Origin of the sequence: Bacillus sp. HMA207 (genome assembly GCF_003402455.1) — a bacterium.
Lineage (GTDB): Bacteria > Bacillota > Bacilli > Bacillales > Bacillaceae_G > Bacillus_A > Bacillus_A cereus.
Map to the genome: position 1 here is coordinate 1,465,732 of NZ_BEZT01000001.1, position 13,425 is coordinate 1,479,156.

Here is a 13,425-nt window from a genome sequence, read left to right on the forward strand (position 1 = left end):
AGCCTCCTTATAAATTTTTGAATGCATCGATTTGTTGTCGTGTGAAAGATTCTATATTTTCACCAGATGCATATTTTTTGTACCAATCAACAGTCCAAGCGATAGCATCATCTGTTGATAACTTAGGAGTCCAGCCGAGTTTGTTTACTGCTTTTGTACTATCGAGTGTTAAAACAGGTGATTCATAAGGAGTATTTGTAGAGGAGGAAATGATTGTTAGTGGGTTATTCCATAATTTTATTACAGATTCAATGACATCATGAACGGTTCTGTTAGGTTCATTCATTGGGCCGAAATTCCACGCTTCTGCATATTTAGCATCATTCCAAAGTTTCTCAGCTAAAAGGATATAGCCATGTAGAGGATCTAAAACATGTTGCCACGGACGGACGGCATATTTGTTTCGAATACACAAAGTATGATTGTGCAAATATGCCCGAATGATATCAGGGAATAATCGGTCTTCTGCCCAATCACCACCGCCGATGACGTTACCAGCTCTGACTGAGGCGAGTTTCTGGGTATTAGTGCGGAAGAATGATTTTTGATAGGATGTTGCCGCTATTTCAGCGCAAGCTTTACTAGCGCTATAAGGATCGAAACCTCCTAGTCGGTCATTTTCCACGAACGCTCGGTCGCCACTACCGTCATTCTCATAACATTTATCGCTTGTCACATTAATAATGGCACGTACGCTTTCGACGGACTTTGCTGCTTCTAGCACGTGGACAGTACCTAAAACATTCGTTTTGAATGTATCGATAGGATTTTTGTATGAAGCGGTTACGATTGGCTGAGCTGCTAAATGAAATATTATGTCAGGTTTATGCTGCTTCATGGCATGAAATAAAGAATGGTAATCTGTAATATCGCCTTTCATTGTCGTGCACTCTTTTGCTACGTTACCTTGTTCAAAAATGTTAGGAATGGATGGGGGATGAGAAGAAAAGCCTACTACTTCTGCACCTAAAGAACTTAAGAAAAGGGTGAGCCAGGAGCCTTTAAATCCAGTATGTCCTGTAATAAATACTTTTTTCTTATTCCAAAAAGATGATGAAGCCATATTACCAAACCTTCCACGGAGCGTTATTACTTTCCCATAGCTCGACTAATTTATTTTTATCGCGCAATGTATCCATCGGATGCCAAAAACCAGAATGTTGATACGCGGCCAATTCATTTTTGTTTACTAACTGAACTAAAGTGTCTGTTTCAAAAACAGACTTATCTCCACTAATGTAATTGAAAACTTCAGGATTTAAAACGAAAAATCCACCGTTAACCCATCCGCCATCACCTAATGGTTTTTCTTGAAAAGATGTTACAGACTGTTTATCTAATATGAGAGAACCAAATCTACCAGGAGGTTGTACGGCAGTAACAGTAGCCATTTTTCCATGTTTTTTATGGAATGTAATAAGTTCTTTTATATTTACATTACTTAATCCATCACCATAAGTGAGGCAGAAAGGTTCGTCTCCGACATAATTTTGAATCTTTTTCACTCGGCCACCCGTTTCGGTATTTACACCAGTATCGATTAGTGTAACTTTCCATGGTTCTACACGATGAGAATGGCTAGTAATTGTATTATCGTTTAACTGTATTGTGAAATCAGACATGTGTAAGTTGTAATTTAGAAAGAACTCTTTAATTGCATATCCTTTATAGCCTAAGCAAATAATAAACTCAGTAATCCCGTAATGACTATACAAACTCATAATGTGCCATAGAATGGGCTTTGTTCCAATTTCAATCATAGGTTTCGGTTTTAAATGTGTTTCTTCCCCAATTCTTGTACCGTACCCACCAGCAAGAATAACAGCTTTCATTTTTTCCTCCTAAAATAAAAATTTATTATTTATACAGTATTCATGTTTTATGCAAATGAGATTGTTTTTGATTAAGTGAATGAAAATGTTTGAGGTGATGACGATGCAGAAAATATTACGGTTTGAATTTTGGAAATAATTCTTGATATTCAGGGTTATGACGGAGGTCTTGTGTTAGGTTACTAAGCTCTAAAAAACGTATGTCCAGTACTTCAGGAGATTGACCGTAATGTGTTTGAAGTCCCATTTGAACACCCCTTTTTGAAAGGGTAGGTGTAATTTGTAATTTTCTTGCCTTTGATTGTTCATTCCAAGGGCTAAAATAAAATTTTAAAATAAATGAAGGATAGTCATAAATTATATATCCGTGCCGCGAATGATGTCTACCAGGTAAATATGCACCGTCTAGATGATTGTGAATAAATCTCCAAGCACATCCGAGATTTGGGTTATAAGGGAAGACACCGTGGTATCGCTGTTCTACTAAGGGGATAGAATATCTAGGCTTTGAATAATTATAATTATGATTATCTATCATTAAAATCATTCTAATCGCATACATGTTTTGGCCTAGTGTATGAAGGGATGAAAAAAATTCTTCAGTATTATTACAACAAAAGAATTCAGTAGTATTTAAAACGATTTTCCAACCTGAAACTTCTCTTTCAATTTCCATCACTTCAATATCAGTATTAGTTGGATCAAACTCAAGAAATCTTGAATTTCGTACTTCCCAGTGGGGTGCTAATAGTTTACAAATCTCTACGGAACGATCTGTAGACCCTCTATTAATTAAAATGCCGTGATCGAATATTTTCGTGTGATGCATAAGCCACCATGGAAGTAGGTATTCTTCATTATAAAAATGAGAAATGATTGTCTTTTTCATATTAATTCCCTCCTATACAAGCAATCATTATTAGTAGGATATGCTTTTAAATAAGAAAGGTTAAAAGTGGCAGACAATGTAGTGATTAGGTAGTAGTTTAGTAATTTTATTGTATAAGTGTAGATTACTCGTATTGAATCATCATAGGAGGAGATTGGAATTTTGTATAAATTGTGAATAATAAACCGTCACGTTTGACTGTACAGTTTATGTGTTGTATGATGTAAGTAATATAAACAAGGGGGGAAGATCGTTGGGAAGGTGTATCGAATCGGACAGTTGGCTCTCATGGCTCACGTGTCGAAACGAACGATTGATTATTATACGAATCTAGGTATCTTAAAAGCGGAGCGATCTCAATCTAATTATCGCTATTACGACGAAACAGCATTTGAGACATTACAATTTATTGAGAAGTGCAAAGAAATGCATATGCCGCTTTGTGAGATTAAAGAGAAAATCGAGGAGAAGAAGAAGCTGCTCGGTATCAATGAACACGTTTCGAAACAAGTGAATGAAGTGACAGACCATATTCATCAATTAGAAGTGGAGCTTACTGAGTTAAAGCCGCTTTTAGATGGATTGACTGATTCACAACGTGAAAAAATATCGAAATCTTTATCTGGTCAAACGACAGCTTTAATACAGACACTTGCTCTATTATTATAGAATAAGTGAAATCCGACCTCTTTAATTTTTGTATCGGGCTATGTTTTCTAACAAACAAATAAGAAAACATTATAGTATACAGGAGGTGGACACCTTAGTTTTTTAACTAAGGGGATTCATTGGAAATATTTAATTTAGTCATGGTTGCGATTTTAATCGCATTTACTGGATTTTTCGTAGCAGCAGAGTTTGCGATTGTAAAGATACGTTCAAGCCGTATCGATCAGCTTGTTGCGGAAGGAAAACGCGGTGCTTTAGCAGCGAAAAAGGTAACAACAAATTTAGATGAATATTTATCTGCTTGTCAATTAGGTATTACAGTTACAGCTATGGGATTAGGTTGGTTAGGTGAACCGACAATTGAAAAGTTATTACACCCGTTATTTGAGAAATGGAACTTAAATCCTTCTATTTCATCAGTACTAACATTTGGTCTTGCTTTTATGATTATGACGTATTTACACGTTGTAGTAGGGGAATTAGCTCCAAAAACGATGGCAATTCAAAAGGCTGAAAGGGTAACGTTATTATTGGCAGGTCCATTAATGATGTTCTATAAAGTAATGTATCCATTTATTTGGGTATTGAACGGTTCAGCTCGTGTGATAACTGGTTTATTCGGTTTAAAGCCAGCTTCAGAACATGAAGTAGCTCATACAGAAGAAGAATTACGTCTTATCCTTTCAGATAGCTATGAAAGTGGCGAAATTAATCAAGCTGAATACAAGTATGTAAATAACATTTTTGAATTTGATAATCGCATTGCAAAAGAGATTATGGTACCGCGAACAGAAATCGTTGGTTTCTACCTGGAAGATTCAGTAGAAGAACACATGAAAGTAATCCAAAATGAGCGATACACACGTTATCCGATTTTTGGAGAAGATAAAGATGATATTATCGGTATGGTCAACGTAAAAGATTTCTTTATTCGATATATGACCGAGGATCAAAAAGATTTATCATCTATTCGCTCGTATATGCGTCCGATTATTGAAGTGATGGAAACGACTCCAATTCACGATTTATTACTTCAAATGCAGAAGAAGCGAATTCCGATGGCTGTTTTATATGATGAGTACGGAGGAACAGCTGGAATTGTAACGCTTGAAGATATCTTGGAGGAAATCGTCGGCGAAATTCGTGACGAATATGATGAAGATGAAGCACCACCAATTCAACATGTGAACGAGCAACATATTATTGTTGATGGAAAAGTGCTTATCTCAGAAGTGAAAGATTTATTTGGATTACACATCGAAGAAGATGATGTGGATACAATTGGTGGATGGATTATGATGCAAAATCATGAAATCGAAGAAGGACAACACGTTGAGGCGGAAGGTTATGAATTTAAAGTGTTAGAAAAAGACGCTTACCAAATTAAACGTGTTGAAATTCGTAAGATGGAACAAGAACAAGAAGAAGAGAAAGCAGCAACTGTGTAAGTTGCTGCTTTTCTTCTAAAGTACAAAAAATGAGAACTTAGGAGCGGATATTTTGATTCAAGAAGCCTTACGTGTATATCGATTACAATTGTATGTGATCTTTAGTGGTTTACTACTTATGTGGACGATTACTCCGTTTGGAAAACAAGTGACAGGGTTCGGTATTGGATTAGCAGTAAGCGCCTATTGTCTTTGGTTATTAGCTCGCAGAGTGGAGAAACTCGGAAAAAGTATCGTAATGAAGGAAAAGGCTCCTGGATTAGGAGTTTTAAACCGATTTGCAGCTGCTATTTTAGGAGCTATCATCATGTATGAAATTGAGCATGAAATGGAAATGTGGGCATTCGGTACAGGCATTTTAGGTGGTCACTTTTTAATGATTGCGAATTTAGCTTATGCAAATATGCAGTTAGTGAAAGAAGAAGAGAAGCAAAGGGAACAGGCTTCGAAAAACATAGAGCTATGATGAAAGGGGCCTAATCGGGGTTCCTTTTTTAGTTTAGCGATAATATAAAAGGAATCAAATTAACGACAAATATAATACGCTTCTTTTTTGTGTTTTTCAATAGTATGAAAAATAATAAAAAAATTTTAAAAAACCCATCGATTTCTAAAGGTTATGTATGTTATTATGACAAAAGACTTTTTGAAAGAGGTGGATACCAATGTTACAAGCGCTACTTATTTTTGTGCTTCAAATTATTTACGTTCCAATATTAACAATCCGTACGATTTTGCTTGTAAAGAATCAAACAAGATCCGCTGCTGGTGTTGGATTGTTAGAAGGAGCTATTTACATTGTCAGTTTAGGTATTGTGTTTCAAGATTTATCAAATTGGATGAACATCGTTGCCTATGTCATTGGCTTTAGTGCGGGACTGTTATTAGGCGGTTATATAGAGAATAAATTAGCAATTGGTTATATTACGTATCAAGTTAGTTTACTAGACCGTTGTAATGAATTAGTAGATGAATTACGTCACTCTGGATTTGGCGTTACAGTATTTGAGGGCGAAGGTATTAATTCTATACGTTATCGCTTAGATATCGTCGCAAAGCGTTCTAGGGAGAAAGAGCTTTTAGAAATCATTAATGAAATTGCACCGAAAGCGTTTATGTCTTCGTATGAAATTCGCTCGTTTAAGGGTGGATATTTAACGAAGGCGATGAAGAAAAGAGCGTTAATGAAAAAGAAAGATGAACATGCATCGTAAAAAAGAGGAGTAGTGCTGCATTAAAAGCGCAGTATAAGTCCAAATGTAAAAGGGAGGAATCTATTTTGATGTAGATTCCTCTCTTTTTTATTGTTAATTGAAAAACTAAATCGTATAATTATTTTTTCTACTCATCCTCAAATTAATGATTAGCCATATAACTTGAAAAAATACCGGTATGATAAACGCGATTAATATAACGATAAGTGATATGGATTTAATTTCAGGTGTTTGAATAACACCAGCACCATCAACCTCTCGTAACCAAATAATAGCGGCCCATATTCCAAAAACGATAATCCAAAATAGGTTACCAATCCACCAAGAAATCCATCGTTTTTTCATGTTAGCACCCCTTACATTTATCTACTGTTAAAAGTATATTTTCGTTCGTTACATTTATAATGAAACAACTTTAAAATTAGTTTTTAACTGTATATCTAACTTGTTTGAAGGTTACTATTTCTCCATCATCATTATCATCTTTCGTTTGCAAAAGTTGAACTTTTGGTTTGTAGTCTGTCCGATGAGCGTGTTCGATATCTTTAATGTTAAGCTTGTAGGATTCACCATTCTTTAGCTTTTGTTCTAACACTTTTTTATTAGCAACATAAATAAAAGTTACTTTATTTTCATCAATTCCCTCGGTCTTAATTTCTAACTCATTATCTTTTGCTGTGATCGTTGGTGTTAATAATTCCATACTGCCTTTCCCGCTTTCTAAAGAATTCTCTGCTATAGTTGAACATCCTGATAGTATGATTCCGGTGAATAGAAGAACAAGTAATTTCCTTTTCATAACATCCCCTCCGATTCTATGTGATTTTTGATTTTGGCATTGTTAGACTGCTAGTGTGGAGCGTAAATGTTTAGCTAGTACTCTTTTTATTGTACCATAATATGTAAATTAAAAAAGGCTGTATATCCAATGTAAGAGAGACTGAAAAATTTACTTATTGTTGTAAATTCGTGTGTTTTAGCTTCTATTTCAATCGAAATGTAGACGAGAAAAAGAAATTTTTTTATAGAAATTATAATTTTTACATTTTACTATAATGATAGGGAATAGATGAATTCATTTACTTCGGAGGTAGTTATTTGAACATTAATGAGAAGGCAATTGAAATGTTTGAACAAAATAAATATGAGGAAGCAATGGAACTGTTTCAACAAGCAGTACATGAATCTAGAGACGTACAATCTCTCAATAATCTTGCCTGGATGTATTTTTATGAGGAAGAGAATGATGATAAAGCTCTTGAATTAATAAGAGAAGTTGTTAAGTTGAATCCATCTTCATACTTTCCTTATAACATCTTAGGGGACATTTACATGAAACAAGAAAAATGGACAGAAGCGAAAGAAGCATTACAAAAGTCTATTTCGATTCAACCATCAGATGAAGCATATCATAATGTAGCTGTAGCGCATTATAACCTTGGAGAGCTGGAAAAAGCTTCAGAATTTTTCTTGCGAGTTGCAGGGGATTCGGACTATATCATGTATAGCTATGTAAAATGTTTAATTGATTTAGAACGAACGACAGAAGCAAAAGAGAAGTTAGATACTTTTAACAGGGAATCTGATAATTTTTTAGGGGAAATTCATGTAGCAGATTTATATGTTGAGTTGAATTGCTATAAAGAAGCAATTGAATGGTTCGAAAAGGGATATAAAGAATGCTGGAAAAGTCCTAATTGGATTGGTAGATTTGTGTATGCTCTATATAAAACGAATAATTTCTCCCGTATAAATGAAGTTATACGGGAATCTATCGAAGCGAAAACAGCAGAAATAGAAGATGTTCAGAATGAAGAAGTAGAAGAAAACTGGACAGAAAATGATAAGAAAGAGTTAATTGAGGAATATACAGAAGAGAATAATTGTTATAAAACAATGGTAGAACGTATCAAATCTGGATACGTTCCAGGATTAGAGTTTGAAACTGATTATATAGGAGGTTGCTATTTATTTGGTTGTAAAAGACATAATCACCTTGAATATGAAAAATAAAAAGATTCGACTGTCACATATGATGGTCGAATCTTTTTCGTTATAGGTCGCTTGTATTACATAGGTGTATATCCTCTTTAGAGGCCACTTTTTTTATATTCAAAATATGTAGTGAAATAAAACCAATAAGTCCTATTCCGCCAAAAATAAGCCATGGTGTATACATTCCGCTTAAGTTGGATGTAAAAGATGTACCGGTATAATTACCAATGATAAAACCAAATGCGAGTGATAGTTGATAAAATCCGAAGAAAGTGGCTGTATATGATTCATTACTGTAATTTGCAATAGCGATATCAGCGTTAGGTAATACGAGTGTTTCACCGATTGTAAATAAAATTACACAAATAAAGAGCCAATATGGGTGTTGAAATAAAGGAATGAGTAAAAAGGAAATACTCATTAATAAAACACCGTATTTAATAATCGAAAGTGTGTTGTATTTGTAGAATAATTTTCGGAATAATACCATAAATAGGACGCCTGTTATCGCATTTATCGTAATAACTAGTGTAGCAAGCTGATTGCTATTACTAATGTTTTTCATATGAAGTGGAAGTGCGACAGTAAGCTGAGTAAACATAATATAGAAGAAAATCATGATAAAGGAAAACAGAAGGAAATACTTGTTTTGTAAGATGGCCTGTATTCCTAATGTAATAGACGTGTTTTCAGTAGTGACTTGGAAGTGATTTTTAAGTAAGTAAAAGATAAAAGCAAATAACAGCATAAGAGATCCTGTTAGAGAGAAAGCGTAGAGTGGATCGAGTAAGAGTAAGAATCCTCCTGCAATTGGTCCGATTATTGCACCGCAATTAAAGCTAAGGTTTAAATATGTAAATAAATTTTTTCTCAAATGAGTTGGCTGTGAGCCAAATATAGCGCGAGCGGCAGGTTCGTAAAATGCAGTTCCGAAGCCAATAAGTGCAGAAGAAATAGAAATTGTATAGAAATCAGAGCATATTCCTAAAGCGATAAATCCGATTCCTCTCAAAAATAAACCGGCTATCATCATAATGATATAGCCTATTTTATCAGCAATTAACCCTGAGAATAATGGGATAACTCGTGATTTAATTGTCATAACCGTCAACACTGTTCCTACTTGGACAGCAGAAAAATGAAGAAAGGTTAATAGATAAATAGCTAAAAATGCGTATACTGCAAAATACCCAAAAGACATAAAAAATGAAGAAATAAGCATGAAACGTATCGGTGTTGAGAAACTTTTCATAGAAATCCTCCTAATTATGTAACCAGTAAAATCATTTGATGGTTAACTATTTTATACTATAATTATACATAAAGTCAGAAAAAAGTAAATTTTAAGAAGAAGGTGGATCGAATTGAATCAAAACGCTCCAAATGAACTAGAACATATTCGGGAATTTTTAAATACATGGAGAATACCAAACGATACGAGAGAGCCAATTGATTTGCTGCAAACAGAAGAAGACATAAAGCTTTTTATGAAAGAATATTTTGATGAAGAGTTTCCATTTCATACGATAGAGGAATTAAGAGGTTTTCGAGAAGATATTCGGATGACAATTGAAGGCGAAGGATCATTGCAAAAATGGTTAGAGAAATACCCATTTCATGTACATATAAAGGATGATATGAAAGATATTACATATGAACCGGTATATGAAGAGAATGTGTATACAAAAGTGTTAAGCATTGTGTTAATGTCAATTCAAGAAAATGTATGGGGAAGGTTAAAAGCATGTCCAGATTGTCGCTGGGTATTTTATGATCATTCGCGAAATGGAAGTAAAAGATGGTGCGGTATGTATGCTGGAGAAGAAGGAGGAAGAGCATGCGGTACGATTGCGAAAGTGAAAAACTACCGGGCGAAGAGAAAAGGGCGATCTGGTTATGATATGTAATTAATATTAGAGAAAGAAAAATGGATGGGGGAATGTAGAATATGAAAGGTACGCAAATGTTAGCTTTAAATAAAAAGTGTTGGGATACAGTTGCACCTTATTTCTTTCAAGTGGATTGTTTACCTAAATATGGTCCGTATACGGCGTCTGAAGATGAGATTCGTTTGTTCGATTCAATCAGAAAGAAAAAGGTTCTTGATATTGGCTGTGGAAGTGGGCATTCGTTGCAATATATGGCGGAACAAGGGGCAGAGGAATTATGGGGGCTTGATCTTTCGAGTACACAAATTGAAATAGCGAATAAGACGTTAAAGGAATGGAATCCAAAGTTAGTATGCGGAGCAATGGAAGAAGAAGGAGATATTCCGAAAGGATATTTTGATATTGTATATTCCATTTATGCATTAGGTTGGACTTTGGATTTAAGAAAAACGTTGGAACTGATTTATTCATATGTAAAGCCAGGAGGAAGTTTTATTTTTAGTTGGGAGCACCCGGTATATTCAAACTTACAGTATGGTACGGAAGAAGTTGCTATAAAGTCTTCTTATCATAAGGAAACGCCCATTACGTTTGAAACATTTAAAGGAGAAAATGTACAAGCGACATTATATAAGAGAAAAATAAGTACATACATAAATGAGTTAAATAGAGCGGGATTTAAAATTGAGAGAATAGAAGAGCCTGAACCATCAAGCTCGTTTGATGGAGAACTAGCTGAGCCGTCTACGAAGTATTATTCTTTATATAAAGCTAGAATGGTGCCGACTACTTTTATTATTAAAGCTAGAAAGTAAAGTGTTTTTATAAAAGAAGCCTATGATTTCAAATAGATGAAATGATAGGCTACTTTATTTTAAAAAAATGAGGTCAAAGGTGTACTTTTCTTATAAAAATGCATTTCATATAAAAGGTGTAATTATTTTGGGGAAGGGGGATTGTTGTGCGTCATCATAGAAAGTGCAAAAAATTTGGAGTGGCACTGCCTCTTCCGTTTATAGGAGCAACGGGTCCGACAGGTAATAGTGGTCCAATCGGTCCAACTGGAGGGCATGAAGGTCCTGTTGGTCCTACAGGGGTGACTGGACCGACTGGAGCAACTGGGCCCCAAGGTCCTCAAGGTATCAGGGGAATACAAGGTCCCCAAGGGACAACAGGAGCACAAGGAATACAAGGGGCTATTGGTGATACAGGAGAGCAAGGTATAACTGGCCCGACTGGTCTCCAAGGTGCTCAAGGATTAATCGGTAACCAAGGTCTAATTGGTGATATTGGAGTACAAGGATTAGAAGGAATACAAGGAGCAACGGGTCCTGCTGGTAGTCAAGGTATACAAGGCACACAAGGAATACAAGGGGAAATAGGCGAGCGAGGACAAACAGGGGCACAAGGAATGCAAGGAGAGAGAGGCATAACTGGAGTCTCGGGTGTAACTGGTCCACAAGGCCCTCAAGGTGTTCAAGGAATACAAGGAGAGCAAGGGGCTATTGGTATACAAGGAGAAGACGGCTTCCAAGGTATACAAGGAATTACTGGAGAGGAAGGCCCGCAAGGAGCTCAAGGAATACAAGGGGAAGTGGGTCCAACTGGTTCTACTGGAATGCAAGGTGCCCAAGGTATAAGTGGAATAAAGGGGATAACAGGTGCAATAGGTTTACAAGGACCACAAGGTGTGCAAGGAATACAAGGTATAACGGGAGCAACAGGTTTTCAAGGGATAAAAGGAATAAGAGGTATAACGGGAGCGACAGGTAGCATTGGTATTCAAGGCTCAGAAGGACCACCGGGCGGTCCGACGGGAACAACTGGTCCAATTGGTCCATCTAGTGGGGTGACTGGACCAGCTGGACCACCCGGTCCACCAGGAGGTCCAACAGGTCCAACGGGTGCGACTGGTTCAACAGGTGTAAGCGGTGGGATAGGACCAATTGGAGCGCAAGGAGTGCAAGGTATAACCGGTCCAACAGGTCCTCAAGGTGTAAGAGGAGCGCAAGGTTCCCAAGGTGTAGTTGGAGCAGTTGGAGTACAAGGGGCACAAGGTCCTCAAGGTAACCAAGGTATAACCGGTCCAACGGGTGCAGAAGGTTCTCGAGGAATACAAGGTCCGCTGGGAGTAATCGGTCCAACAGGTGCAGAAGGCCCTAAAGGTATTCAAGGTATTCAAGGTGTAATCGGTCCAACAGGTGCACAAGGAATGGTGGGAATCCAAGGTGTAGCTGGTCCAGCTGGTGTTACAGGAGCGGAAGGAGCTCAAGGTGCACAAGGAATCCGAGGAGTAACCGGTCCTGCTGGATCACAAGGTATACAAGGAGTTCAAGGGATACAAGGAGAAACAGGAGCAGCTGGAATACAAGGTCCTCAAGGTGTTCAAGGGATACAAGGGACTACCGGATTGACAGGCACACAAGGTGCACAAGGTCCTCAAGGAGTGCAAGGAATAATAGGACCGACTGGAGCTATTGGCTTGCAAGGTTCTCAAGGATTACAAGGAATAACGGGTCCAACAGGAGCGCAAGGAGTGCAAGGAATACAAGGAGTGCAAGGAATTATCGGTCCAACAGGTGCACAAGGAATTAGAGGTCCCCAAGGAAGTGCAGGGGAAGTCGGTATAACAGGCCCACAAGGAGTCCAAGGAGCGCAAGGTAGTCAAGGCCCACAAGGCCCACAAGGAAATGTTGGAATTACAGGTGCAACGGGTGAAACTGGGGCTACTGGAGCAACCGGGGCAACTGGACCACAAGGTGTGCAAGGAGTGCAAGGGATTACGGGAATACAAGGAATAACGGGAACGACAGGCAATACAGGTGCAACGGGTCCGCAAGGAATACAAGGTATACAAGGGATTCAAGGGTTGCAAGGCCCAATTGGAGCAAGTGGGGTGACAGGTGCTAGTGGTAGTATAGGCCCAGTTGGAGCACAAGGTAGTCAGGGCCCAAGTGGTGTGGTGGGACCGACAGGAGCAACTGGTAGTGCAGGTTCAATAGGTTTCTTGGGAATAGCGGGAGCGACAGGAGCGACTGGCTTACCTAGCGGGGGGGGTTATTTCTTTTCTACTTCAACGAGTACAATTGCAGCGAATGCGTTAATACCAATTAATTCTGGATCTACAGTTTTTGGTTCTGATGTCAGTTTAACAAATGCAACAACTGTAACGTTAAGTACGCCGGGAATTTATTTAGTAAGCTATTATTTTCAAGGCGATCCAACTGCCGGAAATGAAACAATTTCAGTGAGGCTTACTTTAAATGGAACACAAGTCGCAGGGAGTTTTATTTTTTATGTTACAGGAGGTACTTTTATATTAGAACCAGCAGTTTCGAATACGATGGTCATTGAAGTTACTTCTTCAAATGCAACTTTGTCTTTACAAAATGGTCCGTTAGCTATCGGGCATGTAACGACATTATCTGGTGTGATAACAGCTAGTTTAAATGTATTAAAAATAGTTTGATACGTTAGTTATAACGGGGG

At 37.3% G+C, this 13,425-nt stretch carries 14 protein-coding genes; 8 read left to right on the forward strand and 6 right to left on the reverse strand.

All coding sequences use genetic code 11. The features are described from left to right. Positions 1-7: 7 nt before the first annotated feature. The 3 genes from rfbG to HMAS_RS07740 form a co-directional block, all read right to left on the reverse strand. Complete coding sequence (gene rfbG, locus HMAS_RS07730; RefSeq protein WP_000168654.1) at positions 8-1,063, reverse strand: CDP-glucose 4,6-dehydratase; 1,056 nt, start codon at positions 1,061-1,063, stop codon at positions 8-10. Position 1,064: 1 nt separating this feature from the next. Continuing rightward, positions 1,065-1,832, reverse strand: coding sequence for a glucose-1-phosphate cytidylyltransferase (gene rfbF / locus HMAS_RS07735; RefSeq protein ID WP_000648807.1), 768 nt, complete (start codon positions 1,830-1,832; stop codon positions 1,065-1,067). A gap of 115 nt (positions 1,833-1,947) precedes the next feature. Then, a complete protein-coding gene (locus HMAS_RS07740) occupies positions 1,948-2,721 on the reverse strand; it encodes a glycosyltransferase family 2 protein (protein ID WP_000750973.1) in 774 nt (257 codons plus the stop codon). Positions 2,722-2,982: 261 nt separating this feature from the next. Here HMAS_RS07740 and HMAS_RS07745 point away from each other — a divergent pair, with 261 nt between their 5' ends. From HMAS_RS07745 to HMAS_RS07760, 4 genes are all read left to right on the forward strand, one after another. Further along, complete coding sequence (locus HMAS_RS07745) at positions 2,983-3,390, forward strand: MerR family transcriptional regulator (RefSeq protein WP_000285635.1); 408 nt, start codon at positions 2,983-2,985, stop codon at positions 3,388-3,390. Between the two features lie 119 nt (positions 3,391-3,509). After that, positions 3,510-4,838: a hemolysin family protein gene (locus HMAS_RS07750; protein WP_000402258.1), complete on the forward strand. Its 1,329-nt coding sequence runs from the start codon at positions 3,510-3,512 to the stop codon at positions 4,836-4,838. Between the two features lie 52 nt (positions 4,839-4,890). After that, positions 4,891-5,304 (forward strand): ATP synthase subunit I, encoded by a 414-nt coding sequence (locus tag HMAS_RS07755; RefSeq protein WP_116344744.1) that lies wholly within the window; start codon positions 4,891-4,893, stop codon positions 5,302-5,304. Positions 5,305-5,503: 199 nt separating this feature from the next. Further along, the gene (locus HMAS_RS07760) at positions 5,504-6,052 is read left to right on the forward strand and encodes a DUF2179 domain-containing protein (RefSeq protein ID WP_000938438.1); all 549 of its coding nucleotides are present in this window, start codon (positions 5,504-5,506) and stop codon (positions 6,050-6,052) included. Positions 6,053-6,157: 105 nt separating this feature from the next. Here the strand turns inward: HMAS_RS07760 and HMAS_RS07765 are convergent, their stop codons facing one another. Both HMAS_RS07765 and HMAS_RS07770 read right to left on the reverse strand, forming a co-directional pair. Beyond that, entirely contained in the window at positions 6,158-6,397 is a 240-nt protein-coding gene (locus HMAS_RS07765) for a DUF3923 family protein (protein WP_000747695.1), read from the reverse strand. Between the two features lie 76 nt (positions 6,398-6,473). Then, positions 6,474-6,851 (reverse strand): hypothetical protein, encoded by a 378-nt coding sequence (locus tag HMAS_RS07770; protein ID WP_000823781.1) that lies wholly within the window; start codon positions 6,849-6,851, stop codon positions 6,474-6,476. 299 nt (positions 6,852-7,150) lie between these two features. Here HMAS_RS07770 and HMAS_RS07775 point away from each other — a divergent pair, with 299 nt between their 5' ends. Then, positions 7,151-8,065, forward strand: a complete 915-nt coding sequence (locus tag HMAS_RS07775) for a tetratricopeptide repeat protein (protein ID WP_025708783.1) — start codon at positions 7,151-7,153, stop codon at positions 8,063-8,065. A 40-nt stretch (positions 8,066-8,105) separates the two neighbouring features. On the opposite strand, the gene HMAS_RS07780 is transcribed toward HMAS_RS07775, so the two are convergent. Continuing rightward, positions 8,106-9,299 (reverse strand): MDR family MFS transporter, encoded by a 1,194-nt coding sequence (locus tag HMAS_RS07780; RefSeq protein ID WP_116344745.1) that lies wholly within the window; start codon positions 9,297-9,299, stop codon positions 8,106-8,108. A 112-nt stretch (positions 9,300-9,411) separates the two neighbouring features. Here HMAS_RS07780 and HMAS_RS07785 point away from each other — a divergent pair, with 112 nt between their 5' ends. The 3 genes from HMAS_RS07785 (at position 9,412) to HMAS_RS07795 (ending at position 13,405) form a co-directional block, all read left to right on the forward strand. Next, on the forward strand, positions 9,412-9,954 hold the full coding sequence (locus HMAS_RS07785; protein WP_006922529.1) for a CGNR zinc finger domain-containing protein: 543 nt from the start codon (positions 9,412-9,414) through the stop codon (positions 9,952-9,954). Positions 9,955-9,995: 41 nt separating this feature from the next. After that, the gene (locus HMAS_RS07790; protein WP_025708778.1) at positions 9,996-10,751 is read left to right on the forward strand and encodes a class I SAM-dependent methyltransferase; all 756 of its coding nucleotides are present in this window, start codon (positions 9,996-9,998) and stop codon (positions 10,749-10,751) included. 146 nt (positions 10,752-10,897) lie between these two features. Beyond that, entirely contained in the window at positions 10,898-13,405 is a 2,508-nt protein-coding gene (locus HMAS_RS07795; RefSeq protein ID WP_025708776.1) for a collagen-like protein, read from the forward strand. Positions 13,406-13,425 lie beyond the last annotated feature (20 nt).

Coding starts and splice junctions, on each gene's coding strand:
- rfbG (WP_000168654.1), bottom strand. CDS start 1,063: ATGGCTTCATCATCTTTTTGGAATAAGAAAAAAGTATTTATTACAGGA.
- rfbF (WP_000648807.1), bottom strand. CDS start 1,832: ATGAAAGCTGTTATTCTTGCTGGTGGGTACGGTACAAGAATTGGGGAA.
- HMAS_RS07740 (WP_000750973.1), bottom strand. CDS start 2,721: ATGAAAAAGACAATCATTTCTCATTTTTATAATGAAGAATACCTACTT.
- HMAS_RS07760 (WP_000938438.1), top strand. CDS start 5,504: ATGTTACAAGCGCTACTTATTTTTGTGCTTCAAATTATTTACGTTCCA.
- HMAS_RS07765 (WP_000747695.1), bottom strand. CDS start 6,397: ATGAAAAAACGATGGATTTCTTGGTGGATTGGTAACCTATTTTGGATT.
- HMAS_RS07770 (WP_000823781.1), bottom strand. CDS start 6,851: ATGAAAAGGAAATTACTTGTTCTTCTATTCACCGGAATCATACTATCA.
- HMAS_RS07780 (WP_116344745.1), bottom strand. CDS start 9,299: ATGAAAAGTTTCTCAACACCGATACGTTTCATGCTTATTTCTTCATTT.
- HMAS_RS07790 (WP_025708778.1), top strand. CDS start 9,996: ATGAAAGGTACGCAAATGTTAGCTTTAAATAAAAAGTGTTGGGATACA.